This is a genomic window from Streptomyces sp. NPDC002054 (assembly GCF_040296685.1).
Taxonomy (GTDB): Bacteria; Actinomycetota; Actinomycetes; order Streptomycetales; family Streptomycetaceae; genus Streptomyces.
Genome location: NZ_JBEOXT010000032.1, coordinates 97,587 through 121,018, shown reverse-complemented (window position 1 = coordinate 121,018; position 23,432 = coordinate 97,587). Strand labels below are relative to the sequence as shown.

23 protein-coding genes are annotated in these 23,432 nt (G+C 71.6%); 11 read left to right on the top strand and 12 right to left on the bottom strand.

Going from position 1 to position 23,432, the window contains the following annotated elements; genetic code table 11:
* The first annotated feature begins 120 nt into the window (after window positions 1–120).
* Window positions 121–1,764 carry a DNA repair helicase XPB gene (locus ABT123_RS27210; RefSeq protein ID WP_351319322.1) on the top strand — a complete coding sequence of 548 codons (1,644 nt, stop codon included), beginning with the start codon at window positions 121–123 and terminating at the stop codon, window positions 1,762–1,764.
* Between the two features lie 135 nt (window positions 1,765–1,899).
* Here the strand turns inward: ABT123_RS27210 and ABT123_RS27205 are convergent, their stop codons facing one another.
* Window positions 1,900–2,085, bottom strand: a complete 186-nt coding sequence (locus tag ABT123_RS27205) for a hypothetical protein (RefSeq protein WP_351319320.1) — start codon at window positions 2,083–2,085, stop codon at window positions 1,900–1,902.
* 303 nt (window positions 2,086–2,388) lie between these two features.
* Between ABT123_RS27205 and ABT123_RS27200 the strand changes: the two genes are divergently transcribed.
* The gene (locus ABT123_RS27200; RefSeq protein ID WP_502971064.1) at window positions 2,389–4,488 is read left to right on the top strand and encodes a HelD family protein; all 2,100 of its coding nucleotides are present in this window, start codon (window positions 2,389–2,391) and stop codon (window positions 4,486–4,488) included.
* A gap of 81 nt (window positions 4,489–4,569) precedes the next feature.
* Here ABT123_RS27200 and ABT123_RS27195 read toward each other — a convergent pair whose 3' ends face one another.
* Both ABT123_RS27195 and ABT123_RS27190 read right to left on the bottom strand, forming a co-directional pair.
* Window positions 4,570–5,784: a Cmx/CmrA family chloramphenicol efflux MFS transporter gene (locus ABT123_RS27195; RefSeq protein ID WP_351319334.1), complete on the bottom strand. Its 1,215-nt coding sequence runs from the start codon at window positions 5,782–5,784 to the stop codon at window positions 4,570–4,572.
* A 54-nt stretch (window positions 5,785–5,838) separates the two neighbouring features.
* On the bottom strand, window positions 5,839–6,525 hold the full coding sequence (locus ABT123_RS27190; protein ID WP_351319318.1) for an HD domain-containing protein: 687 nt from the start codon (window positions 6,523–6,525) through the stop codon (window positions 5,839–5,841).
* 141 nt (window positions 6,526–6,666) lie between these two features.
* Between ABT123_RS27190 and ABT123_RS27185 the strand changes: the two genes are divergently transcribed.
* Window positions 6,667–7,353 carry a copper homeostasis protein CutC gene (locus ABT123_RS27185; protein WP_351319316.1) on the top strand — a complete coding sequence of 229 codons (687 nt, stop codon included), beginning with the start codon at window positions 6,667–6,669 and terminating at the stop codon, window positions 7,351–7,353.
* A 14-nt stretch (window positions 7,354–7,367) separates the two neighbouring features.
* On the opposite strand, the gene ABT123_RS27180 is transcribed toward ABT123_RS27185, so the two are convergent.
* On the bottom strand, window positions 7,368–7,637 hold the full coding sequence (locus ABT123_RS27180) for a DUF4031 domain-containing protein (RefSeq protein ID WP_351319314.1): 270 nt from the start codon (window positions 7,635–7,637) through the stop codon (window positions 7,368–7,370).
* Window positions 7,634–8,014 (bottom strand): DUF8819 family protein, encoded by a 381-nt coding sequence (locus ABT123_RS27175; RefSeq protein WP_351319312.1) that lies wholly within the window; start codon window positions 8,012–8,014, stop codon window positions 7,634–7,636. The genes ABT123_RS27180 and ABT123_RS27175 overlap by 4 nt, the downstream gene beginning before the upstream one ends.
* Before the next feature lie 514 nt (window positions 8,015–8,528).
* On the opposite strand from ABT123_RS27175, the gene murQ reads away from it, so the two are divergent.
* From murQ to ABT123_RS27160, 3 genes are all read left to right on the top strand, one after another.
* Complete coding sequence (gene murQ / locus ABT123_RS27170; protein WP_351319310.1) at window positions 8,529–9,461, top strand: N-acetylmuramic acid 6-phosphate etherase; 933 nt, start codon at window positions 8,529–8,531, stop codon at window positions 9,459–9,461.
* A gap of 36 nt (window positions 9,462–9,497) precedes the next feature.
* Complete coding sequence (locus ABT123_RS27165) at window positions 9,498–11,006, top strand: PTS transporter subunit EIIC (protein ID WP_351319308.1); 1,509 nt, start codon at window positions 9,498–9,500, stop codon at window positions 11,004–11,006.
* A 67-nt stretch (window positions 11,007–11,073) separates the two neighbouring features.
* A complete protein-coding gene (locus ABT123_RS27160; protein WP_351319306.1) occupies window positions 11,074–14,433 on the top strand; it encodes a S8 family serine peptidase in 3,360 nt (1,119 codons plus the stop codon).
* Window positions 14,434–14,520: 87 nt separating this feature from the next.
* Here ABT123_RS27160 and ABT123_RS27155 read toward each other — a convergent pair whose 3' ends face one another.
* The 3 genes from ABT123_RS27155 to ABT123_RS27145 form a co-directional block, all read right to left on the bottom strand.
* Complete coding sequence (locus ABT123_RS27155; protein WP_351319304.1) at window positions 14,521–14,937, bottom strand: PIN domain nuclease; 417 nt, start codon at window positions 14,935–14,937, stop codon at window positions 14,521–14,523.
* Window positions 14,928–15,134, bottom strand: coding sequence for a type II toxin-antitoxin system VapB family antitoxin (locus ABT123_RS27150; RefSeq protein ID WP_351319302.1), 207 nt, complete (start codon window positions 15,132–15,134; stop codon window positions 14,928–14,930). The genes ABT123_RS27155 and ABT123_RS27150 overlap by 10 nt, the downstream gene beginning before the upstream one ends.
* 71 nt (window positions 15,135–15,205) lie before the next feature.
* Complete coding sequence (locus ABT123_RS27145; protein ID WP_351319300.1) at window positions 15,206–15,424, bottom strand: hypothetical protein; 219 nt, start codon at window positions 15,422–15,424, stop codon at window positions 15,206–15,208.
* A 114-nt stretch (window positions 15,425–15,538) separates the two neighbouring features.
* Between ABT123_RS27145 and ABT123_RS27140 the strand changes: the two genes are divergently transcribed.
* Both ABT123_RS27140 and ABT123_RS27135 read left to right on the top strand, forming a co-directional pair.
* A complete protein-coding gene (locus ABT123_RS27140) occupies window positions 15,539–16,375 on the top strand; it encodes a helix-turn-helix domain-containing protein (RefSeq protein ID WP_351319298.1) in 837 nt (278 codons plus the stop codon).
* Window positions 16,359–16,613, top strand: coding sequence for a DUF397 domain-containing protein (locus ABT123_RS27135; protein WP_351319296.1), 255 nt, complete (start codon window positions 16,359–16,361; stop codon window positions 16,611–16,613). The genes ABT123_RS27140 and ABT123_RS27135 overlap by 17 nt, the downstream gene beginning before the upstream one ends.
* Here ABT123_RS27135 and ABT123_RS27130 read toward each other — a convergent pair.
* Entirely contained in the window at window positions 16,600–18,027 is a 1,428-nt protein-coding gene (locus tag ABT123_RS27130; RefSeq protein ID WP_351319294.1) for an outer membrane protein assembly factor BamB family protein, read from the bottom strand. The genes ABT123_RS27135 and ABT123_RS27130 overlap by 14 nt on opposite strands.
* Before the next feature lie 18 nt (window positions 18,028–18,045).
* On the bottom strand, window positions 18,046–18,618 hold the full coding sequence (locus ABT123_RS27125; RefSeq protein ID WP_351319292.1) for a hypothetical protein: 573 nt from the start codon (window positions 18,616–18,618) through the stop codon (window positions 18,046–18,048).
* Window positions 18,619–18,820: 202 nt separating this feature from the next.
* On the opposite strand from ABT123_RS27125, the gene ABT123_RS27120 reads away from it, so the two are divergent.
* Both ABT123_RS27120 and ABT123_RS27115 read left to right on the top strand, forming a co-directional pair.
* Window positions 18,821–20,245 carry a zinc ribbon domain-containing protein gene (locus ABT123_RS27120; protein ID WP_351319290.1) on the top strand — a complete coding sequence of 475 codons (1,425 nt, stop codon included), beginning with the start codon at window positions 18,821–18,823 and terminating at the stop codon, window positions 20,243–20,245.
* A gap of 15 nt (window positions 20,246–20,260) precedes the next feature.
* Complete coding sequence (locus ABT123_RS27115) at window positions 20,261–20,839, top strand: Uma2 family endonuclease (RefSeq protein WP_351319288.1); 579 nt, start codon at window positions 20,261–20,263, stop codon at window positions 20,837–20,839.
* A gap of 97 nt (window positions 20,840–20,936) precedes the next feature.
* Here ABT123_RS27115 and ABT123_RS27110 read toward each other — a convergent pair whose 3' ends face one another.
* Window positions 20,937–21,509, bottom strand: coding sequence for a TetR/AcrR family transcriptional regulator (locus ABT123_RS27110; RefSeq protein WP_351319286.1), 573 nt, complete (start codon window positions 21,507–21,509; stop codon window positions 20,937–20,939).
* Window positions 21,510–21,609: 100 nt separating this feature from the next.
* Between ABT123_RS27110 and ABT123_RS27105 the strand changes: the two genes are divergently transcribed.
* The gene (locus ABT123_RS27105) at window positions 21,610–21,897 is read left to right on the top strand and encodes an antibiotic biosynthesis monooxygenase (RefSeq protein ID WP_351319284.1); all 288 of its coding nucleotides are present in this window, start codon (window positions 21,610–21,612) and stop codon (window positions 21,895–21,897) included.
* Here the strand turns inward: ABT123_RS27105 and ABT123_RS27100 are convergent.
* The gene (locus tag ABT123_RS27100; protein ID WP_351319282.1) at window positions 21,860–23,428 is read right to left on the bottom strand and encodes an alpha/beta fold hydrolase; all 1,569 of its coding nucleotides are present in this window, start codon (window positions 23,426–23,428) and stop codon (window positions 21,860–21,862) included. The genes ABT123_RS27105 and ABT123_RS27100 overlap by 38 nt on opposite strands.
* Window positions 23,429–23,432 lie beyond the last annotated feature (4 nt).

Sequence of the window (23,432 nt, the reverse complement as noted above, 5' to 3'; positions counted from 1 at the left end):
GGCGGATCAGGGCCGGGCCCGGCCCTGATCCGCCGGACACCCCCTAGCGCGATACGGCAGACTGGAGGTTTGGCCGCCCGCGCCCGGGGGGCCACCCCTGCCGGAAGGGATGCACGCCAGGTGAACGGTCCGCTCATCGTCCAAAGCGACAAGACGCTTCTCCTCGAAGTCGACCACGAGCTCGCAGACGCCGCGCGGCGCGCCATCGCGCCCTTCGCCGAGCTGGAGCGCGCCCCCGAGCACATCCACACCTACCGGATCACCCCGCTCGGCCTGTGGAACGCCCGGGCCGCCGGGCACGACGCCGAGCAGGTGGTGGACGCGCTGGTGGAGTACTCCCGGTATCCCGTCCCGCACGCGCTGCTCGTCGACGTCGCCGAGACCATGGCCCGGTACGGGCGGCTCACCCTGTCCAAGCACCCCGTGCACGGGCTGGTGCTGACCAGCACCGACCGGCCGGTGCTGGAGGAGATCCTGCGGTCCAAGCGGATCATGCCGCTGGTCGGGGCGCGGATCGACCCCGACACCGTGGCCGTGCACCCCTCCGAGCGCGGGCAGATCAAGCAGACCCTGCTGAAGCTGGGCTGGCCGGCCGAGGACCTGGCCGGGTACGTGGACGGCGAGGCGCACCCCATCGAGCTGGCCGAGGACGGCTGGAAGCTGCGGCCCTACCAGCGGCAGGCCGTGGACGGGTTCTGGCACGGCGGGTCCGGGGTGGTCGTGCTGCCCTGCGGCGCGGGCAAGACGCTGGTCGGCGCGGGCGCCATGGCCGAGGCGAAGGCGACCACGCTGATCCTGGTGACGAACACGGTCTCGGCCCGGCAGTGGAAGCACGAGCTGGTCAAGCGCACCTCCCTGACGGAGGAGGAGATCGGCGAGTACAGCGGCACCCGGAAGGAGATCCGGCCGGTCACGATCGCCACCTACCAGGTCCTGACGACCAAGCGGAAGGGCATCTACCCGCACCTGGAGCTGTTCGACTCCCGGGACTGGGGGCTGATCGTCTACGACGAGGTGCACCTGCTGCCGGCGCCGGTCTTCAAGTTCACCGCCGACCTCCAGGCCCGGCGGCGGCTCGGCCTGACCGCCACCCTGGTCCGGGAGGACGGCCGGGAGTCGGACGTGTTCTCCCTGATCGGGCCGAAGCGGTTCGACGCGCCCTGGAAGGAGATCGAGGCGCAGGGCTACATCGCGCCGGCGGACTGCGTCGAGGTGCGGGTGAACCTGACCGAGAGCGAGCGGCTGGCGTACGCGACCGCCGAGACGGAGGAGAAGTACCGCTTCTGCGCGACCACCGCGACCAAGCGGAAGGTGACGGAGGCACTGGTCAGGAAGCACCGGGGCGAGCAGACGCTGGTCATCGGGCAGTACATCGACCAGCTCGACGAACTCGGCGAGCACCTGGACGCGCCCGTGATCAAGGGCGAGACCTCCAATGCGCAGCGCGAGAAGCTCTTCGGCGCGTTCCGCGAGGGCGAGATCAGCGTGCTGGTCGTATCCAAGGTCGCGAACTTCTCGATCGACCTGCCGGAGGCGACGGTCGCCATCCAGGTCTCCGGCACCTTCGGCTCCCGCCAGGAGGAAGCCCAGCGGCTGGGGCGGGTCCTCCGCCCGAAGGCGGACGGCCACGAGGCGCGCTTCTACTCGGTGGTCGCCCGCGACACCATCGACCAGGACTTCGCGGCCCACCGCCAGCGTTTCCTCGCGGAACAGGGCTACGCCTACCGAATCATGGACGCCGACGAACTGCTCAAGGAGAGCTGACCGAAGGCGAGGGCGCCCTGCCCCGGGGCAGGGCGCCGGCTTCGGCTACTGCGGGCCGCGGCCCGGCTCCCTGCGGCGCCGGGCTCCGGACCCGGCTCCGGGCCGGGCCGGGCCGGGCGGCCGGACCGCCCGCGTTCAGCGGCGTATGACGCCGGCGTCCTCGGCGTATTCGCCCAGGAGGACCACGCTGACGGTGGTCGTGGCGAAGACCTTCGCCGCGCGCAGCAGGCTGCCCATGCGGTGGCGGGGGTGGGTGTCGGTGGTGGCGGTGGCTCCGCTGGGCCGGCCGCCCTGAATCGGGGTGAAGGTTGCGGTGCTCATGAATCCATGGTCCGCCTCCCGCCCGCCCCGCGCATCGCCCCCGCGGCCGAATCCCGGGCCCCGCCGTGTACGACTCACGGCCCATGCCGGACCCCGGTTCCTCTGTCCCAGGTCTGACACTCCCCGGTATGACACCCGTCCGGTCCCCTAGGGGACGGCCGGAAAATCCGTTCGCGCCCTACCACCGCACTGGCTACAATCTCCGCTCTTGCCGCCTCCGCGATCACCGGGGAGTGCCACCGTCCGGTCGGAACCGGACGGACCAGCTGGTTCAGTTCCGGTTCACGAGCAGGAGGCAGTCCCGTGCCCGCGTACGCCCCCGACACCCAGGACACCCCGGAAACGCAAGACACAGCCGTCGGCCCGCTCGGCCGGGAACGCGCGCATCTCGCCGCCTCCCGCGCTGCGCTCCGCGCGATGCGCGCCGACGTCGAGTCCCTCGACATCCGCGACGTCACCGCGAACTGGGTCAACGCCATCGTCCTCCAGGCCCAGATCGACGACCGGATCAAGGCCCTCGCGGACCTCGCCCACACCCCGCTCTTCTTCGGCCGGCTCGACTACCTGCACGCGCCCGGCGCGGAGGCCGCCGAAGGCGCCGAGGGCGAGCAGTTCTACATCGGCCGCCGGCACGTCCACGACGCCGACGGCGACCCCATGGTGATCGACTGGCGCGCCCCGGTCTCCCAGCCCTTCTACCGCGCCTCCAAGGCCGACCCCCAGGACATCGGGCTGCGCCGCCGCTTCGGCTACACCGGCGGCGAGCTCACCGCGTACGAGGACGAGCACCTCTCCGACCCCGCAGAGGCTGCCGCCGTCAGCAAGCTGCTCCAGCAGGAGATCGAGCGCCCCCGTGTGGGCCCCATGCGGGACATCGTCGCCACGATCCAGCCCGAGCAGGACGAAATCGTCCGTTCCGGGCTTTCCGGCTCCGTCTGCGTCCAGGGCGGCCCCGGCACCGGGAAGACCGCCGTCGGCCTGCACCGGGTCGCGTACCTGCTGTACGCGCACCGGGAGCGGCTGGCCCGCACCGGCACCCTGGTCATCGGGCCGAACCGGTCCTTCCTGCACTACATCGAGCAGGTGCTGCCGGCCCTGGGCGAGCTGGAGGTCAAGCAGGCCACCGTCGACGACCTCGTCGCCCGCGGGGGCCTGGAAGTGCGGGCCGCCGACGCCGCCGAGACCGCCGTCGTCAAGGGCGATGCCCGGATGGCCGAGGTGCTGCACCGCGCCGTCCGCTCGCACGTCACCCTCCCCACCGAGGCGCTGATGGTGGTGCGCGGCTCCCGCCGCTGGCGGATCCCGGCGTATGAGCTCACCGAGATCGTGGAGGAGCTGCAGAACCGCGACATCCGCTACGGCGCCGCCCGCGAGGCGCTCCCGCAGCGCATCGCGCACGCCGTGCTGGTCCGGATGGAACAGGCGGGCGAGGCTCCCGACGACCGGGTCCAGGACGCGGTGGCCCGCAATGCGGCCGTGAAGGCGGCGGTCAAGGAGATCTGGCCGGCCGTGGAGCCCGCCAAGCTGGTGCTGCGGCTGCTCGCCGACCCGGAGTTCCTGGCCGAGCACGCGGAAGGGGTCCTCAGCGCCGACGAACAGAAGCTGCTGCTGTGGCCGAAGCCCTTCCGCAGCGTGAAGTCGGCGAAGTGGTCGCCGGCCGACCTGGTCCTCATCGACGAGGCCGCCGACCTGGTCGAGCGCACCCCCTCGCTGGGCCATGTGGTCCTCGATGAGGCGCAAGACCTGTCCCCGATGCAGTACCGCGCGGTCGGCCGCCGCTGCACCACCGGCTCGGCCACCGTCCTCGGCGACCTGGCCCAGGGCACCACCCCGTGGGCCACCCGCAGCTGGTCCGAGGCCCTCGGCCACCTGGGCAAGCCGGAGGCGGTGCTGGAGGAGCTCACGGCCGGCTTCCGGGTGCCGCGCGAGGTCATCGCGTACGCCTCCCGGCTGCTCCCGGCGATCTCACCGGGCCTGGCGGCGGTCTCCTCCGTCCGCGAGACGCCGGGGTCGCTGCTGGTGGAGCCGGTCGCGGAGGCCGCGGAACTCACCGAGGCCGTGCTGACAGCCTGCCGGAACTCTCTGGGCCACGAAGGCTCGATCGGCCTGATCGCCGCGGACGCCCGTATCCCGGTGCTGGCCGAGGCCCTCCTCGCGTCGGGCCTGCCCTACCTCTCGCCGGGCGAGGAGACCACCGCCGAGTCCCGGCTGACCCTGGTCCCGGCCTCGCTCGCCAAGGGCCTGGAGTACGACTACGTGGTCCTGGACGAGCCGGCCGCCATCGTCGACGGCGAGCCGGACGAGCGCACCGGCCTCCGCCGCCTGTACGTCTGCCTCACCCGCGCGGTGTCCGGGCTGACGGCGGTGCACTCGGCGGCGCTGCCGGAGGCGCTGGCCGGCTGAGCGGGCTCCCGCCGCGCGGCTGTGGCTGGTCGCGCAGTTCCCCGCGCCCCTGACAGGACCCCACTCGGCGGAGCCGATGGCTCAGACGCGCACGCCCTCGGCAGGCAGCGTGTCCCCGGACCTGGCGACGACCCTGGAGGCCACACCCCGGTCGCGGCGGTGCAGCCGTAGCGCCGTGACGGCCAGGGCGATCGCCGTCACGGTCATCGCCGCGCCGGCCCAGGCTGTCGCGGTGAAGCCGAGGCCCGCGTCGATCACCGTGCCGCCCAGCCACGGCCCCCCGGTATTGCCCAAATTGAACGCAGCCGTGGTGGTCGCCCCGGCCAGCGTCGGAGCGGCACCCGCCACATTGAACATCCGTGCATTGAGGGCCGGCGCCGTGAAGAACGCCGAGACCCCGAGCAGGAAGGACAGCCCGACCGCCGCCACAGCAACAGAACCCAACAGGGCAAGCGCCGCCAGGAACACCGTGGAGCCGACGATCCCCCAGATCATCACCCCGAACAGATGGGCGTCGGCAACCCGCCCCCCAATGGTGGTGCCGACCAGCGCCCCGACCCCGAACAGCCCAAGCACCCACGGCACCCAGCCGGACTCCAGTCCGGCCACATCCGTCAGCAGCGGCGCAAGGTAGCTGAACGCGCAGAAGACGCCGCCGGCCGCGAGCGCGGTGATGCCGATGGCCAGCCAGACCTGCCGGTCGCGGTAGATGCGCAGCTCGCGGGCGAGGCTGGGCCGCTCGGCGGGCAGCGGAATCCGCGGAACCCGGGCCAGGATCCCCACCAGGGCGATCGCGGAGGCGGCCCCGACCGCCCAGAACGCGGACCGCCAGCCGAGGTGCTCGCCGAGGAAGGCGCCGAGCGGCACGCCCAGCACGTTGGCGATCGACAGTCCGCCGATCATCACGGCCATGGCCCGGGCCCGGGCGTCGGCCGGGACCATCGCGATGGCCACGGCCGCGCCGACCGCCCAGAAGCCGGCGCAGGCGAGTGCCGAGACCACCCGGGAGGCGAAGAGCAGCTCGTACGACGGGGCCAGCGCGCCCGCGATCTGGCCGAGCCCGAAGAGGCTGATCAGGGAGATCAGGGTGGTGCGGCGAGGCAGCCGGAGGGTGGCCACGGCCAGCAACGGGGCGCCCACCACCATGCCGATCGCGAAGGCGGATATGAGCAGGCCCGCCTGCGGAATGGTGACGTCCATGTCTTCGGCGATAGGCGGCAGCAGTCCGGACAGCATGAACTCGCTGGTGCCGAGTGCGAAGACGGACAGGCCGAGGATGTAGACGGCCACGGGCATACGGGGGCGTTCGGCAGCAGCGGGCATGAACTGCACCAACCGCGCCCGGAGCGATCACATTCCCGCAGACTCCGCGTGGGGCTCCCCTGCCGGCTCGACCAGGGTGGCCAGCTCGGCGGCGAGGTTGCGCCGGGCCGGGCCCTCCCAGTGGGCGGTGCCGTACGGCGTATGGAAGAGCCGGGGCAGGTCCAGCAGCTGCCGGAGCACCGCGGCCCGCCCGGCCCGGAAGGCGTCCTCCGGCACGAAGCGGTACTCCTCGCGGACGGCTGCGACGTACGCCGCGTACGCATCGACCCCGCCGGCCAGCACCGCGAGGTCCGCGTCGCACAGCACCTCGCCGTTGGTGTCGCCGGGGGCCGGGTGGTGGGTGACGGTGAGCCGGACCAGCCGGGCCACCTCGGCGGTGCGGGCGGGGTCGATGCCGAGCTCGGGCAGGGCCCGCTCGGCCAGTGCGGCGCTGCGCTCCTCGTTCTCGGAGCGGTCGGGCCGGTACACGGCATCGTGGAACCAGGCGGCCAGCCGGACCGCGGCCGGGTCGGCGGCGTGGTCCGCGAGGGTGTCGACGTGCCGGAGTACGGCGTCCAGGTGCGCGGTGGTGTGGTACCGGCGCTGCGGTTCCGCCCAGGCGGCCAGGAGGCGGGCGGCATAGGGCGCGGGGTCCTGCCGGGCTCCCGCGGCGGTGGCGGTGGTGTGCCAGGCGTCCGCCAGCCTCTGCTCGCGCTGCGCGATGTCGGTGTCCATGCGGTCATTGTGCTGTGGCGGTGTGGGCCGGATGCGGGGCGGATGTGGGGGTGGCGTGATTGTGCTGGTGAACCGCTGCCGGAGACCCGTACCCTGGACATTGGACTAGACCTGTCAGACGAGGATCGAGGATGGAGTCTCATGAGCAACCGTGCAGTCCTGGAGGTGATCGCCCTCAGCGCCGAGGACGCGATCGCCGCCCAGGCCGGTGGAGCGGACCGCCTGGAACTGGTCACCGACATGGCGGCGGACGGGCTGACCCCACCGCGGGAGACCTTCGCGGCGATCCGCGCGGCCGTGGACATCCCGCTGCGCGTCATGCTCCGCAAGACGGACGGCTTCGCCGCCGGCGATGTGTCCGCCCTGGTCGCGGAGGCCCGGGCGCTGCGCGCGGAGGGCGCGGAGGAGTTCGTCCTCGGCTTCCTGCTGCCGGACGGCAGCCCCGACCTGGCCGCCGTCGAGGCGGTCGTCGCCGAGCTGGCGGGCTGCCGGTGGACCTTCCACCGGGCCATCGACCGGGCCGCCGACCGCGACCAGCTCCGCAAGGCCCTGGCGGACCTGCCCGGCCTGGACACCTACCTGACCGCGGGCGCGGCGGGCGGCGTGGACGCCGGCCTGCCAATCCTGCTCGCGGAGGCCGCCCGCCGCGGCGAGCCCGGCTACCGGGCCCAGCTCCTGGTCGGCGGCGGCCTCACCCTCGGCCACCTCCCGATCCTGCGCGCGGCGGGCATCGACGCCTTCCACATCGGCAGCGCAGCCCGCCCCCACGGCTGGTCCCACCCGGTCTCGTCCACGGCGGTCGCAGCCTGGCGCACGGCTCTGTCGTAGCGCCGCGCAGACGATCAGGCGGACGGCCGGTGTTTCGGGCGGCGGAGGCCTGCTGCGGTCAGGCGGCGGACCAGTTCCTTGCTGCCGATCTCGACCGCGCCGGCCGCCACCGCATCGGCGTACCGGGACGAGGGCACGTCGTAGTGGTCCCGCTCGAAGGCTCGCGGCGGGCAGCCGATGGCTGCGGCGAAGGCGTGCAGTTCCTCATACGAGACGTCGCTGACCAGGTGCGACCACATCCGGCCGTGCCCGGGCCAGGTGGGCGGGTCGATGTAGACCGTCACTCGGCGAACCCGCGCAGGACCGGCCCGAGCGCGCCGACGGACGCCACCTTCACGCCCGCCTTGCCGCACACCCAGTGCGGGTCCGGGCCCAACTCGGGTTCCACGTCGAGGGCGTGCGGGTCGCCGTGCGAACAGACCGGGCAGAGCGGCCAGCGGCCGTACTTCTCCAGCAGGGCGTCCTGCACGTCCTGTGCGACGAGTCCGGGGAGGTAGTCGACTCCCTCCGGCCACTGCTCCACCCACCAGCGGCGGTGCACGACCGAATCCTCGACCAGGGAGACGACATCGGCCTCGGCGACCTCGCCCGCGACGAGATCGGCGAGTACAAGAGCGCGGGCGGCATGAAGCGCCTGTTCCAGAGGGGTCGCGTGGTCCATGGGCCCATTGTGGCCCCGGGTCCCCCATGTGGCGAAGGTCCTTTTCGAACAGTGCGGATGGCGCCTTGACCCCGGCGGGGCCTGAAAATACCTTCCACGCGTGAGCAGCCCGAAGAAGGAACCCTTCAGCGCCGCTGCGGGCGGGGCCACGCCCGGCCTCCCGGCCCGGCGCCCGGCCGGCGCTGCCGGCGCGGGCCCCGGCCCGGCCACCGGCACAGAAGCCGTCGCGGCTGCGCCCGCACCCGGCCGGCCGGCTCGGCAGGCCAAGGCGGGTTCCCCGGACGGCGCTCCCAGCACCGGCACACAGGCTGCCGCGGCCACGCCCGCACCCGCCCGGCAGGCCAGGGCGGGTTCACCTAGTCGACGCCCCGCACCCAGCCGGCCGGCCCGGCGCCCGGCCGACGCTCCCGGCGCGGGCCCGGGCCCGGCCCCCGGCCCCGGCGCCAGCACCGGCCCGGGCGCAGCCGCCGGCACCAGCACAAGCGCAGCCACCCGCTAGGAGCTTCCGCCGCCCATGACCTCGTACGCCGCCCTCCGCGCCCAGCTCGACACGCTCACCACTGAGGCGTTCCGCCCCGAGCTCGCCGAGATCGACCGGCTTCCCACCCTCGACATCGCCCGCACCATGAACGCCGAGGACGGCACCGTCCCGGCCGCCGTGGCCGCGCAGCTGCCGCAGATCGCCGCCGCCATCGACGCCATCGCCGCCCGCATGGCCCGGGGCGGCCGGCTGGTCTACGCGGGCGCCGGCACCGCCGGCCGGCTCGGTGTGCTCGACGCCAGCGAATGCCCGCCCACCTTCAACACCGACCCCGCCCAGGTGCTCGGCCTGATCGCGGGCGGCCCGACCGCCATGGTCAAGGCCGTCGAGGGCGCCGAGGACTCCAAGGAGCTGGCGGAGGCCGACCTCACCGCGCTCGGGCTCACCGAAGCCGACACCGTCGTCGGCATCTCCGCCTCCGGCCGCACCCCGTACGCGATCGGTGCCGTCGAGTCCGCCCGTACCCGCGGCGCGCTGACCGTCGGCCTGTCCTGCAACGCCGGCTCCGCGCTCGCCGCAGCCGCGCACCACGGCATCGAGGTCGTCGTCGGCCCGGAACTCCTCACTGGATCCACCCGGTTGAAAGCCGGCACCGCCCAGAAGCTCGTCCTCAACATGCTCTCGACCATCACGATGATCCGCCTGGGCAAGACCTACGGAAACCTGATGGTCGACGTCCGCGCCTCCAACGAGAAACTACGCGCCCGCTCCCGCCGCATCGTCGCGCTCGCGACCGGCGCCCCGGACGAGGAGATCGAGGCCGCGCTGACCGCCACCGACGGCGAGGTCAAGGACGCCATCCTCGTCCTCCTCGGCGGCGTCGACGGCCCGACCGCCGCCCGCCTGCTCACGGAATCCCGCGGCCACCTCCGCGAGGCCCTCAGCCTCACTCGCCGCAACGCCTGACCTGCCCGCACACCCCCGAGCAAGGCGACTCCCCCCATGGCTACAGACAAGAACCGCGCCACCGCCGCCGCGATCCTCCCTCTCGTCGGCGGCCCGGACAACATCACCTCGATCGCGCACTGCATGACCCGCCTGCGCATCGGCCTGCGCGACCGCGCCCTGGTGCAGGACGAGGCCCTCAAGGCGGTGCCCGGCGTGCTGGGCGTGGTCGAGGACGACACGTACCAGATCGTCCTCGGCCCCGGCGCCGTCGCCCGCGTCACCCCCGAGTTCGAGGCCCTCGTCGCCCAGGAACGCGCAGCCACCCCGGCCGCGGCCCCCGCCCCCCACCCGGTGACCGCCGACGAACTGGCCGACCGCGGCGCCGCGTTGAAGGCGGCCCAGAAGGAGCGGAACGCCACCCCCGTCAAGCTGTTCCTCCGCCGGATCGCGAACATCTTCGTCCCGCTGATCCCCGCCCTGATCGGCTGCGGCATCATCGCCGGGCTCAACGGCCTGCTCGCCAACTTCGGCTGGCTGCCCACCGTCGTCCCCGCACTCGCCGCCATGGCCTCCGGATTCATGTCCCTGATCGCGGTGTTCGTCGGCTACAACACGGCGAAGGAATTCGGCGGCACCCCGATCCTCGGCGGCGCGGTCGCCTCGATCATCGTCTTCCCCGGCGTCGCAAAGGTCACCGCCTTCGGCCTGGCCCTCGCCCCCGGCCAGGGCGGCGTCCTCGGCGCGCTCTGCGCGGCCTTCCTCGCCGTCCAGGTCGAGAAGTGGTGCCGCCGCTGGGTTCCGGAGGCCCTCGACGTCCTGGTGACCCCCACCCTCACCGTGCTCCTCTCCGGCCTGGTCACCCTCTTCGGCCTGATGTTCCTCGCGGGCGAGGTCTCCACCGCCATCGGCCGCTGCGCCGACTGGCTGCTCGCCGCCGGCGGCGCCTTCGCCGGCCTGGTCCTCGGCGGCCTGTTCCTCCCCCTGGTGATGCTCGGCCTGCACCAGGCGCTCATCCCCATCCACACCACCCTGATCGAGCAGTCCGGCTACACCGTCCTCCTGCCCATCCTCGCGATGGCAGGCGCCGGCCAGGTGGGCGCGGCCATCGCGGTCTACTACCGCCTCCCCCGCAACGGATCGATCCGCACCACCATCAAGTCGGCCCTCCCGGCAGGCTTCCTGGGCATCGGCGAACCCCTCATCTACGGCGTCTCGCTCCCCCTGGGCCGCCCCTTTGTCACGGCCTGCGTCGGCGGCGCGGCGGGCGGCGCGTTCGTCGGCCTCTTCAACCAGCTGGGCACCACTTTCGGCTCCACCGCCATCGGCCCCTCCGGCTGGGCCCTCTTCCCCCTCCTGGACGGCCGCTCAGGCATGGGCGCGACCGTCGCCATCTACGCGGGCGGGCTGCTGACCGGCTACCTGGTCGGCTTCGCGACCACCTACTTCTTCGGCTTCACCAAGCCGATGCTGGCCGAACTCAACACGGACGACGAAACGGCAGTGGCCACCGGGCGGGAACCGGTTCGCCAACAGCCCGCCGACACACCGGCGCTGACCCGCTGACTCCTCGGGGCCCGGTGTCAGACTGTGCCGTTCACCAAGCCCCGACAAGGAGTTCAGGGAGTCCCGAATGGCAGCAAAGGCCGTATGGGCGGCCGGTGTTGCGGTGCTCGTCACCGCAACAGCCGGACCGCCGGCCACCGCCGCAGGCACGTCGCCCGAGAACATACGCACGGCGCCCGCCGCGCAGCCCCACCGCACCGGCGCCGGCGCCGCCACCCCGTCCGCGACCGTCACCCTCATCACCGGCGACCGGGTGGTCCTCGGCTCCGACGGCGGCGTCATACGGCTGATCCGCGCCAAGGGCCGCGAGGACGTGCCCTTCTCGGTGCAACGGCGGGCGGGCCACACCCACGTGGTGCCGCAGGACGCCCAGCGGATGATCTCCGAAGGGACCCTGGACCGGCGCCTCTTCGACGTCACCCAGCTGGTCAAGGACAAGTACGACGACGCGCACCGCGACTCGCTCCCCCTGATCGTCGGCTACCGGCAGCCGGCCCCCGGCTCGCCCGCCCCGCACGCCTCGGGCGGCGGCGTCCTCGACAGCCTGGGCGGCACCGCCCGGCAGCGCCGCCCCCTCCCCGCCATCGGCGGCGAGGCGTTCAGCGCGGCGAAGTCCGGTACGGCGCACTTGTGGTCGGCCGTCACCACACCCCGTACCGCCGGCCCGGGCAACGGCCCCGGCAAGCAGCCCTTCGCGGCCACCGCCCCCGCCGTCGCCCACATCTGGCTGGACGGCAAGGTCTACCCCACGCTCGACAAGAGCACCGCCCAGATCGGCGCGCCCGCCGCCATAAAGGCCGGCTACACGGGCAAGGGCGTCAAGATCGCGATCCTCGACACCGGCGTCGACCAGGCGCACCCGGACCTCAAGGGCGTCGAGATTGCGGAGAAGAACTTCACCTCCTACCCCGACGCCAAGGACCGCTACGGCCACGGCACCCACGTCGCCTCCATAGCCGCCGGCTCCGGTGCCAAGTCCGCGGGCAAGTACAAGGGCGTGGCCCCCGACGCGCGGATCATCGACGCCAAGGTCCTCGGCGACGACGGACCGGGAGAGGAGTCGTGGATCCTCGAGGGCATGCAGTGGGCCGTCGACCAGGGCGCCGACATCGTCAACATGAGCCTCGGCGCCCCGGAGCCCGACTACCGGCCGATGGACGAGGCCGTGGCCCGGCTCTCCGGCAAGGCCCTTTTCGTGGTGAGCGCGGGCAACCACGGCTCGAACGCGAAGACCCTCACCTCTCCGGCCGGCGCTCCCCAGGCCCTGACCGTCGGCAACGTCGACAAGCAGGACGTCCTCTCGGAGGACTCCAGCCGGGGCCCGTCCGTCGCCGGCAACGTCAAGCCCGACCTCACCGCCCCCGGTACGGACATCACCGCCGCCCGCAGCACCGCCCTGTCGGACGGCCCGGGCAACGGCTACATGTCGTACTCCGGCACCTCGATGGCCGCCCCGCACGCGGCCGGCGCCGCGGCGATGCTGATGCAGCAGCACCCGGCCTGGACCGGCCAGCAGGTCAAGCAGGCGCTGACCGCCTCCACCAAGCCCAACCCGGCGCTCCACGCCTACCAACAGGGCTCCGGCCGCCTCGACGTCGCCCGCGCCATCACGGCCAACGTGGTCTCGGAGCCCGGCTCGCTCGGCTTCGGCACCCAGGCCTGGCCGCACGGCGACGACAAGCCGGTGACCAAGACCCTCACCTACCGCAACCACGGCACCAAGCCGGTCACCCTCACCCTGTCCGCCGCCACGGTCGACGAGCAGGGCCGCCCGGCCCCGGCCGGCATGTTCAAGCTGAAGGACACCAAGCTGACGGTCCCGGCCGGCGGCACCGCGCAGACCAGCGTCACCGCCGACACCAAGGCCGGCACGGCCGACGGCACCTTCGGCGGCACGATCCTCGCCTCCGGCGACGGCCAGGCCGTACGAACCGGGCTCGTCGTGGTCCGCGAGGTCGAGTCGTACGACCTCACCCTCAAGCACCTGGACACCAAGGGCGAGGCCGCGTCGTACTACACGACGGCCGTGAGCGACCCCGCCGCGGGGATCCGCCACGAGGTCAAGCTGACGGCCGACAGCACCGCCGTCCTGCGTCTGCCCAAGGGCACCTACGCGGTGGAGAGTTCGGTCTACGGGACCGTGGGCGACATCTACTCCTTCGTCCAGCCGGTCGTGAACCTCACCAAGAACACCACCATCGCCCTCGACGCCCGGGTGGCCAAGCCGGTCGCGGTCAGCCCGCCCGACCCGGCCGCGCGCCTCACCGGATTCACCATGGGGTACGAGGCCCCGTCCGTCGGGCTCAGCGGCACCGTGCACGGCACGCCGGAGACGATCCTGCGCACCGCCCACCTCGGCCCCGCCGGCCCGGACCTGAAGGCCCAGTTCAGCGGCGTGTGGCAGGCCCCCAAGGACACCCAGTACCGCCTCGCGTTCAACAGCAGGGGCAGCTGGTTCACCGGCCTGGCCCCCCGCGTCACCAAGGCCGAAACCGCCGAGGTCAAGATCGGCATCGCGGCCTCGGTCACCGGCGCCAAGGGCACGCTCACCGGCATCCCCCTCGACCAGGACGGCTTCTCCATCGGCACCCCGGAACCCACCCCGGTCAGCCCCCTGCCCCGGACCACCACGCAGTACGTCAACACGGCCGGCCTGCGCTGGATCTGGAGCACGCAACAGCTGAACGCCGCGGGTGAACCCCGCATCAGCCACACCACCACCCCGAAGACCCACACCGCGGGCAAGAGCTCCACCCAGCGGTTCAACACCGGGGTGGCCGGCCCCGACCTGGCGGCCGACCCCGAGCAGGGCGCAACCCGCTACGGCAACAGCATCAACGCCTCGATGAAGCTGTTCAACGACGGCTGGGGCCACTCGGGCGACTCCGCGACCACCGCCGGCTCCAGCCGGCTGGACCGCAACGGGGTCAAGGTCGGCGAGGGCCCGGTGGGCTGGCTGACCGCCGACGTACCGGCGGCCTCGGCGGCGTACCGGCTGACCATGACGGCGACCCGCTCCACGAAGGACACCGCCACCAGTACGAAGGTGTCCGCGGCCTGGACCTTCACCTCGGCCCAGGCCCCCGAGGACCGGCCGGCAGCCCTCCCGCTGTCCACCGTGCGCCTCTCGCCCTTCCTCTCCCCGTCGAGCACCGCCAAGGCGGGCGCCACGCTGACGGTGCCCCTGGTCCTCGCCGGCCCCGCGGCCGAGCCCGGCGCGCTCGCCTCGCTGACCGTCAAGGCCTCGTACGACAACGGCGCCACCTGGACCCCGCTGCCGGTCACCACGGACGCCACGGGGGCACGCTCGGTCAGCCCGGCCCACCCGGCGACGGCCAAGGCCGTCTCCTTCCAGGTGGACCTGAAGGACAAGGCGGGCAACACCACCAGCGAAACCATCACGAACGCATACCTGCTGGCCCCGTAACGGGCCCCATGGCGGCTCCCGGCCGGTCCGGAATCCGGACCGGCCGGGATACCCGCACCCAGCAGCTCCCCGCCGAAGCCACCACCGCTACGGCACGGACCCCGGCTCCACGACCCACTCCACTGGCTGCCCGGTGACCTTGGCGATCCCGTCATAGTCAGCGTCGTAGTGGAGGACGACCGCCCCATGGCGCTCGGCGGTCGCAGCGATCAGCAGGTCGCCCAGTGAGGCCCGCCGGTGATCACCACTCTGCGCAAGCAACCCTTGCACTTCGATGGCCCGTTCCCCGATCTCATCCGTGAGGGGAAGCCATTCGAAACCTCGGCGTACGGAGCGGCCTCGCGCGTGGTCTTCCGCATTGCGCGCGCTGTACAGGATCTCCAGGTCGACAACGGCGCATGTGGCAAGCAAGCCCCGCTCCAGAAGGGGCATCAGCTTGCCGCGAACGGCCGGCACATGCATACGCGCCCACGCGCTCTTGTCCACCAGGTACTTCACCGCCATGCGCCCCGCATCACTTCCGCGTCTCGCAGGTCATCGAAGACACCCTCGTCCAGCAACTCCACGAAGCGCCGGCGCCTGGCCGCGGCCACGAACTCCGCCAGCGCTCCGTTGATCGTCGCCCGCTTGGTCGTCGTCCCCAGTATCTCCGCTGCCTCGGCGAGTAGTGCATCGTCCAGGTCCACCATGGTGCGTGACATTGGGCCCTCCAGGCATACAGAACCGGTCGATCCATATGCCAGGATACCGGCTGGGGTGCCTCCCGGCCCGCTCACGCATGGGCCCGCTCGTGCAGGACGGCGGCCAGCCGGAGCGCGGTGTCCAGGTTGCAGCGGCCGAGATCGACCAGCGGCAGCCCGTACGTACCGGCGGCCGACACCTGGTCCACCCCCAACGACGGAAACAGCACCCCGACCCCGTCCAGCGCCGTCTTCAGCTGCACCACGGCTTCCTCGGCCGCCTGGACCCGCTCCTTCGGCGTGAGCACCACGACGAACCACCTTTCCACTCTGCGTATCCGACTTCTGCACACAGCGTGGCGACGAGCTCGCTAGCCTTCAAGTACGGCCACTCAACAACCAGACATGTTGGCCGGGGAGTTCCCATGGCAAGCAAGAACCTCGATCCGTCCTCCTCACCCCGCGCCCTGCTCGGCGCAGAACTGCGCGTCGCCCGCGAGCGGGCGGGCCTCAGCCAGGCCGAACTCGGCGAACCGCTCTTCGTCAGCGGCTCGTTCATCGGCCAGCTGGAAGCGGGGACCCGGCGCATGCACCTCGATCTCGCCCGCCAGATAGACGGGGTCCTCGGCACAGACGGCTTCTTCGAGCGCAACTGCGGCGCTGCCGCCAAGTCCAAATACCCGGACCACTTCGCGGAGGCGGCAGAGGCGGAAGCCACGGCCGTGGCCATTCGCGAGTACGCGCCTCAGCTGATCCCCGGGTTGCTCCAGACAGAGGCGTACGCAAGGGAAGTGTTCCGGGCGTACCAACCGACAGCGCCGGAGTCGGAGATCGATGAGCTGGTCAAAAACCGGCTCGAGCGGACCAAGCTGCTGGCAGACCCAACAACGCCGTTGTTTTGGTGTGTCCTTGACGAGGCGGTGCTTCGGCGAGTGGGCGACAGCAAGGCGGTGCTGGCCGAAGCCCTGCGGCACATCGCCTCCCTGATCCGGTCCCGCCGGATCATCGTGCAGGTACTGCCGTTCAGCGCGGGCTTCCACGCAGGTCTGCTGGGCTTCCTCCAGCTGATGTCCTTCGACGATGCTCCCCCACTGGCGTACGTCCAAGGCACAGGAACAGGCCAGCTGTTCGACGATCCGGCCACGGTCACTCGCCATGCCCTGACCTACGATCTCCTCATGGCCAACGCGCTGTCACCGCGGAAGTCGCTGGCCCTGATCGAGTCGGTGGCGGAGGATTACGAACATGACCAGCAAGCCTGAGTACGACCTCTCGACGGCAACGTGGCACAAGTCTTCCTACAGCGGCGGCGACGGCGGCAGCTGCGTCGAGATGGCCACCTGGCGGAAGTCCACCTACAGCGACGGAACCGGCGGGGACTGCGTCGAAGTCGCCGACGGGTACCCCAACCTCGTCCCCGTCCGGGACTCCAAGCGCCCCGACGGACCGCACCTCACCTTCCAGGCCACAGCCTGGACCGCGTTCGTCACCAGCCTCTGACCGGGTCCACCTCAAACGTGGGCGGCAGCTCGCCCTCCCCGTCCAGGTTCACGAACACGTAGCTGCCGGGCGGCCCCGGGTACACCTCGAACCGCCGCCCGAGCGGCACATCCCGCAGGACCGTGGACTCCTGCCGGGGCCGGCCCGTGCCCGTGTCCAGGCGCCACAGGTACGTCCAGGGAAGCTTCGAGGTCACGACCGTGACCTCGTTCCCCCGCCCCGGCCCCAGGCCGAGGATGTTCTCGCCGTCCAGCGAGCGGTTCCAGAGGCGGCGGCCGTCCGTGAGGGAGTACGCGGACACCGACTGCTTCTTGCCCCGCTGGACCGGGGTGATCAGCAGATCGCCCCGCACCCACGGTGCCGGCTCCGGCCGCAGGTCCTCCTCCGGTCCCGACACCGGCACGGCACCGCGCTGCCGCCCGGCCTTGTCGAACAGCACCACCGATTCCTTGAGCAGGATCGCGATCGGGTCGGCGGAGAGCACCCGGATGTCCTCCAGCATGGTGGCCGTCGGGGGCAGCGGGCTCTGCCAGGCCTGCGCGCCGGTGCGCGCGTCGACGGCCGTCAACCGCATGGCGTCCCCGCACCACTCCACGTACAGGACCCGCTCCCGCGCGCCGTCCACGGCGTTGACCGAGCACTTCGGCGGTATCGCCACCCGCCAGCGCTCTGTGCCCTCGCGCGCGTCGAGCCCGACCAGTGCGCCCTCCAGGACGGTGACGGCCGTGTCGGACACGAGGGCGGGCGCGACCCGTTCGGTGGCCGGGAACTCCTTGGTCCACAGGGTCCGGCCCTCGGTGAGGTCGACCGCCGCGAGCTTCGTTCCGCAGGCCGCGCCGAGTTCTGCGTACGCGAGGACACCGATGTCCGAGGGGGTGGTGCGGCTCAGTGCGCAGACGGTGGTCCCGGCCCCGGCGGGCAGCCGCCAGCCCTTGCGGCCTTCCCCGTTGTAAGCGGTCAGGCCGTCCGTGCGGGCCCGTACGAGCAGACCGGCGCGCTCCGACGGCCAGACGCCGAGCGGCTCCGCCGACGCGGGGCGGACGGGCTCCTGCCAGCCCGAGACGTCCATCTGCGGGCCGCGCATCCAGTCGAAGGCCAGCCACCCGGGCCAGAGCACGGCCAGGGCGGCGGCGACGGCGAGCGCGCGGGCCGGGCGGGAGGAGCGGATGCGTTTCTGGTCCTTGACCAGCTGCCAGACGAACCAGGCGGCCAGCCAGAGGAGCGGGGTGAAGATGATCAGCCAGCCCATGCCGCGCGGGCAGTCGTCGGAGCCACACTCGCCGTAGGGCGCGTCGACGAACGCCAACTTCCCTAGCAGCACGAGGTACAGCGCGGTGACGGCGGCCAACGCCGCGGCCAGGCCGAACCGGGCAGCCCCGATGAGCCGCGCAAACAGCGGCAGTTCCTTGTCCATGATCCCCCCGGCCGCAGCCTAGCGGGGCTCCCGCCCCCGGGTCACCGTCCGCAGAAACTGCACCAGGTCATCCCCGCTGTAGCCCAGCCGGGGCCCTCGCTCGGCCGCCATCAGCAGCAGCTGGCCCACGATTTCCGCACCCCAGCCGTCCGTGCCGTCCGCCGACCACTCCCACAGCTTCTCGATGCCGAGGTCGGTCATCAGCAGGCCGTGCTCGGCTCTGATCTCCCGGCAGGTGTCGGCGACCGCGTCGAGCAGCCGCGCGCCGGGGCGTTCGCACCGCAGTCCGAAGTACCCGCCGATGTCCTCGACCGTGCACCCTTGTGGTGGTTGCGCCTTCAGACCCGCGTAGCGCGGGTCATCAAATCCGGGACGGCCCATGACCGGGCAGTGGATCAGGGTGAACCGCTGCCACCCCGGCGGCAATGGCGGCGGCGGCCGGAAAGCTTCCAGCCCGAAGGCCTCGTACACCTGCGCGGTGGCCTCCACCGCCGTATCGGCGGTTCTGATTTCCGTCCGCTCGCCGTCGTCCCCGACAGCGGTCCACCGACCGCTGTCCCCGTCCCTCCGGGTGGTGAAGGAGATGCCCATGCCGCGCAGCATGGCAGCCCCCCGCGGACCCTTGGCACCCGCCGCCACCCGATCGGGTCAATCCACGGCTGTTCGACCACGGCAGGCGCGCATATGTCAATAGCGTGTGCCGCCATCCGCACCGAACGGAGTGGCGCATGACGATTCAGGCGATCCGTTGCTGGGCGCCGGGTCAGGAGGACGAGCTGGCCGGTGACGGCCGATGAAGGTCACCCGCATCGCCTACTCGAAGAACCTCAACGCCGGCAAGTACGCGCAGCTCGCTGAGCAGGCGCGCCGTCTTGGTGCGGTGCGTTCGCTGGTGTGGCGGTTGTACGGGTCGGTCAACGGCCTTGCATGGTCGGACCGGCAGATCCGCGACGTGTGGATTGCGGACGGCACCGCGCAGACGTTCGGCGTGCTGGCGAACGCGTGGAAAGAGACCGTGCGGGACGCCGCAGCTGACATCACCGCGAACCGCGAAGCAGCCAAGGCCAAGGTCAAGCGGGTCATCTTCCGGCACACCAGCGATAAGCAGGAGCAGAAACGGCTGTTCACCGCATTGAAGCGTGAGACGTGGACCACTGACCCGTTCCTGTCCCGGCAGATGCGCAGGCACTGGCGCCGCGGCCGGAACCGCACCACCAATCAGATTGTGGTGCGCGCCGACCAGTACACGACCCACAGCCTCGCCGCGGACGAGGACGTCTGGCTCGCCATCCCTGGTCTGGAACGCCGACAGCTCGTACGCATCCCGCTGAACACCACCGCGGCCCCGACAGGCACCCTCCGCCTGATCCTTCGGGGCGGCAAGGTTGAGGTGCACTACGCCATCGACGCAGCGGACATGAAGTCCTCCAAGCGCCCGTGCGGCACCCGCGAGATCGGCATCGACAAGGGATACACCGAGGTAGTCACCGACTCCGATGGGCAGCATCACGGAAATCGGCTCGGCGAACTCCTTACCGCCGAATCGGACCACCGCAAGGCCAAGAACACCCGCCGGGCCAAGCTCCGCTCCGTCGCGGAGAAGGCGGAGCAGCGCGGCGACCTGTCCAAGGCGAAGCGGATCCGGGACAACAACCTGGGCACCATCAAGCGTGAGCGCCGTTCGAACGCGTGGCAGTGCCGCGTCCGTGACATCACCTTCAAGGCCATCCACGCCGTCGCCGACAAGGCTGCCGTGATCGTGGCCGAAGACCTGACCAAATCGTTCTCCAGCCACAAGAAGCTGGGGAAGAACACCAACCGGCGCCTGGCTGCCTGGACCAAGGGCATCACCGCCAAGGCGCTGCAAGCCGTGTCGGACCGCAGAGGTTCTGCGGTGCGGCTGGTCAACGCTGCCTACACGTCACAAGTCATCCCCTTCACGGACATCCTTGGTGTCCGCAGAGGAGACCGGCTTCACTGCACCGAGTGCGGGGCCGTGTGGCAAGCAGACCACGCCGGAGCGATCACCATCCTGCATCGAGCGAGTGACCCCGACATCACCCTGTTCACCGCGCACACGCGGGTGAAACAGATCCTGCAGGAACGCGCTGATCGCCAACGGTCCCGACTGCCGATGGACCAGGACTCCAGCACCCGGCACCTGTGCCAGTGCGGAGAGCGAAAAATCCGAACGCTCAAAACAACGAGCAACAAGTAGGAAGCAGGCGACACCATGACCCCCAGCCCCGCCGCACGCCCCCAGATGACCGTCGAGGACTTCGAGCAGATCGCCCGCGCGGCCCCCGAGACCGTGACCCTCGAGTTCATCCAGGGAAGGCTAGAGGTCAAGCCCGTGCCCGACGGCGACCACGACGAGATCATCATGTGGGTGCTGCGCCAGTGCATGCAGCACCGCCCGGAGCTGGCGCTCTACCCGGAGCGAGGGCTGAAGGTCGAGGCCTATCGTGCGGGCCGGGCCCGGGTGGACGGGGCGCTTGCTCCCGTCGGGACGTTCGCCGGGCAGGGGGAATGGGCCGATCCGGCCGGCGTCCTGATGGCCGTCGAGGTCACCTCCCACGACCACGACACCGACCGTCGGGACCGCATCGACAAACGCGACGGCTACGCGGCGGCGGCCATCCCGGTCTACCTGCTCATCGATCGGGACGACCACAGCGTGACCGTCCACAGCGAGCCCGAGGCCGGCACCTACCGCTCGACGTCGAAGACGACGTACGGAGCCGACGTACGCATCCCCTCGCCCGTCGGCATCACCCTCAACACCGAAGCCCTCAAGGACTTCGCCGACTAAGCGGGTGTGGCGAAGTCGAGTGCTGATCCTTCTCGGAGTCCGAGCCCTCGACCGGGCCGAACGGTGAGGATCAGCAGCGCACTTCCTGGGGAGGCGGTCATCCGCCGGGGTTGCCATGCTGGAGGTCGAGGATGATGTCGGCAGCGCGGGCGATGACCGGGGCGCGGGTGGTGCCGGGGTGGTCGGCAGCGAGGAAGTGGTTCCCGATGGCCATGCAGAAGGCGAGCAGAGCGCGGGCCTCGACCTCGTCAGGGTCGTCGCAGAAGGTGCCGATTGCGTCGCGCGCCAACTGAATGCGCTTGTTGTCCACGCGGCGCAGGCGCTCCGCGACGGTGTGGTCGCGGCGGGCCCAGTCGCGGATGGCCAGATCGATGGGCAGCAGGCGGTCGCTGGAGAAGGTGAGCCGCCCTGCCAGGCGGACCTTGTCCCGCGCGTCGCCGCCCTCCCGCTCGACCTGGTCGATCACATCGTCCACGCTCTCGCGCTCCCAGGTGTCCAGCATCTCGGCCAGCAGTGCGTCGCGGTCGGCGAAGTACCCGTAGAAGCCGCCCTTGGTCACTCCCAACGCCTTGGCGAGCGCCTCGACCCGCACGGCCTCCGCACCGCCCGCGGCCAGCGCCCGCAGTCCCTCCTCGACCCACTTCTCGCGCGGTGTGCGCAATGCGCCCATCTGTGGCCCACCTCACCCTGTCCGACCTGTTGTACGAAGCCGTACAACAGGTCTAGCCTCGCGTTGTACGGCATCGTATAACGCGAGAGAGGACACCGTCATGTCATTCGGTTTCGTTGCCTTCCACTACCCGGCCCCCGAGCACGTCGACGAGTTCGTCGCCGAGTGCCACCGGGTTGCCGAGGCGATGCGGCAACAGCCGGGCTTCCTGTCCGTCGGGGTCTGGGTCACCCCGGACGGCGCCGCCGTCGTCACCACCGGCGCGTTCGAGTCCGAGGATGCCTTCCGGGCGACGGCCGGCCTTGCCCGCGAGATGGGTGCGACGCCCGACGGCCTGAGCGACCTGGAGGTCAGGCCCCGCGAGGTTCACTTCCTTGAGTCGCGGTAGGACCGATCTCGAACTCGGGCGGTTCGAGGCTGTTCAGGCAGCCGGTCTTTGGCGCGGCCGGGTTGTCGAAGAACGAGACGGTGATCTCTTGGGCGCACTTCGAGGTGGCGAAGACCACGTGCGGCTCGTACGGGACCGTGACGACCTTGGCGCGGCTCAGTGTGCGGGCGACGTACGGTCCGTTGTCCGCGCCGGTCTGGGAGTCGAAGCCGCCCGAGATGGCGAGGGTGGGGATGTCGCCGCGCGTGGCGTCCCGGATTGAGCGCGGCGCCGCGGGGACGTTCCAGACGGCGCAGTCCGGGCGGAGGAAGGTGAGCTGCGGAGCCTGGGCCTGGACCGAGCGGGGGAAGGTCGGGAACGCGTCCTGGCCGCCCCGGAGTGCCTGCTGCTGGCTCTCGTACGGGGTCCACTCGCTGCAGAAGACGCCGTAGACGAGGCCGTGCGCCACCCTTCCCATGGCTTGGGGGCTGAGCTTGCCGCCCGCCCACTGCTGAGCGATCCGCTGCGGATTGCCGTTCGACAGCTCGTCGAGGGCGGCGGGTACCTGCTCCGCCACGTGGGTGGCGGAGGTCATCCAGTTCACCAGGGCTCCGCCGTCCAGGACGACCTTCACCGGCTTGTCGTGGCCGGGGAGCGTGACGGTGGTGGTGACCGGCTTGGCTTCGAGTTCGCGGACGAGCCGGTCGAAGGTCGCCGACAGGTTCGGGTAGCGCTTATTGCACGCCGGCTGGTCCGCGCAGGCTTTGAACAGGCCGTCGAAGCCCTGCCGGGCGCTGCTCCAGGTCGCCGCCGACCCTGCCCTGGACGGCGGCAGGATGCCGTCGATGCCCACCGAGCGGAGCCCCTCGGGGTGCAGGCGCATAGAGGTGAGCGCCAGGTGGGTGCCGTAGGAGATGCCGAACAGGTTCCACTGCTTGATGCCCAGCGCGGTGCGCAGGTCCTCGTAGTCGGCGGCGCTCTCGGTGTCGTTGTAGGCGCTGAGGTCGAGCCCGCGGGCCGCCAGTCGGTCGCGGCAGGCCTTGGTGGCCTCGACGTGCAGGCGCTCGGTGGACGGCGCGCCGGAGACGAGGCCGACCGTGCGGGCGTTGAACTCGTCGATGTTGGGGCAGAGGGCCGTGGGGTCGGCGGAGTACGTACCGCGCTGGGACATGAAGATGACGTCACGGTCGCGGTTCAGGCCGCCGTCGATCGCCATCTTCGCCTCTCCGACGGCGTCGTCGCCGGGTCCGCCCGCGAGCCACACGATGGGGTCGGGTTTCGGTGTGCCGGACGCGGCGGGCACGATCGCGACACCGAGTCTGATCGTCCGGCTGCCGGGTTTGGTGCGGTTCTCGGGCACGGTGAGGGTTCCGCAGCGGGCTCCTTCGAGGGCCTCGATCGGCTCCGGCGTCTTCGGGCAGGGGCCCGGTACGAAGCCGGTATCGGCGCCGGCGCCGGCGCGGGACTGCGCCTGGGCGGGGGGCGCTGCGAGCAGGCAGGTGACGAGGAGGCCGGTCACGATGCCGGCCGAAGTCGCTCGGTGGAGTGTCATCTGC

Excerpts from the sequence above, each read along its gene's own strand:
- ABT123_RS27205 (WP_351319320.1), bottom strand. The coding sequence starts at position 2,085 with ATGAGCACCGCAACCTTCACCCCGATTCAGGGCGGCCGGCCCAGCGGA.
- ABT123_RS27195 (WP_351319334.1), bottom strand. The coding sequence starts at position 5,784 with ATGCCCGTGGCCGTCTACATCCTCGGCCTGTCCGTCTTCGCACTCGGC.
- ABT123_RS27190 (WP_351319318.1), bottom strand. The coding sequence starts at position 6,525 with ATGGACACCGACATCGCGCAGCGCGAGCAGAGGCTGGCGGACGCCTGG.
- ABT123_RS27185 (WP_351319316.1), top strand. The coding sequence starts at position 6,667 with ATGAGCAACCGTGCAGTCCTGGAGGTGATCGCCCTCAGCGCCGAGGAC.
- ABT123_RS27175 (WP_351319312.1), bottom strand. The coding sequence starts at position 8,014 with ATGGACCACGCGACCCCTCTGGAACAGGCGCTTCATGCCGCCCGCGCT.
- murQ (WP_351319310.1), top strand. The coding sequence starts at position 8,529 with ATGACCTCGTACGCCGCCCTCCGCGCCCAGCTCGACACGCTCACCACT.
- ABT123_RS27165 (WP_351319308.1), top strand. The coding sequence starts at position 9,498 with ATGGCTACAGACAAGAACCGCGCCACCGCCGCCGCGATCCTCCCTCTC.
- ABT123_RS27160 (WP_351319306.1), top strand. The coding sequence starts at position 11,074 with ATGGCAGCAAAGGCCGTATGGGCGGCCGGTGTTGCGGTGCTCGTCACC.
- ABT123_RS27155 (WP_351319304.1), bottom strand. The coding sequence starts at position 14,937 with ATGGCGGTGAAGTACCTGGTGGACAAGAGCGCGTGGGCGCGTATGCAT.
- ABT123_RS27150 (WP_351319302.1), bottom strand. The coding sequence starts at position 15,134 with ATGTCACGCACCATGGTGGACCTGGACGATGCACTACTCGCCGAGGCA.
- ABT123_RS27140 (WP_351319298.1), top strand. The coding sequence starts at position 15,539 with ATGGCAAGCAAGAACCTCGATCCGTCCTCCTCACCCCGCGCCCTGCTC.
- ABT123_RS27135 (WP_351319296.1), top strand. The coding sequence starts at position 16,359 with ATGACCAGCAAGCCTGAGTACGACCTCTCGACGGCAACGTGGCACAAG.
- ABT123_RS27130 (WP_351319294.1), bottom strand. The coding sequence starts at position 18,027 with ATGGACAAGGAACTGCCGCTGTTTGCGCGGCTCATCGGGGCTGCCCGG.
- ABT123_RS27125 (WP_351319292.1), bottom strand. The coding sequence starts at position 18,618 with ATGGGCATCTCCTTCACCACCCGGAGGGACGGGGACAGCGGTCGGTGG.
- ABT123_RS27120 (WP_351319290.1), top strand. The coding sequence starts at position 18,821 with ATGAAGGTCACCCGCATCGCCTACTCGAAGAACCTCAACGCCGGCAAG.
- ABT123_RS27115 (WP_351319288.1), top strand. The coding sequence starts at position 20,261 with ATGACCCCCAGCCCCGCCGCACGCCCCCAGATGACCGTCGAGGACTTC.
- ABT123_RS27110 (WP_351319286.1), bottom strand. The coding sequence starts at position 21,509 with ATGGGCGCATTGCGCACACCGCGCGAGAAGTGGGTCGAGGAGGGACTG.
- ABT123_RS27105 (WP_351319284.1), top strand. The coding sequence starts at position 21,610 with ATGTCATTCGGTTTCGTTGCCTTCCACTACCCGGCCCCCGAGCACGTC.
- ABT123_RS27100 (WP_351319282.1), bottom strand. The coding sequence starts at position 23,428 with ATGACACTCCACCGAGCGACTTCGGCCGGCATCGTGACCGGCCTCCTC.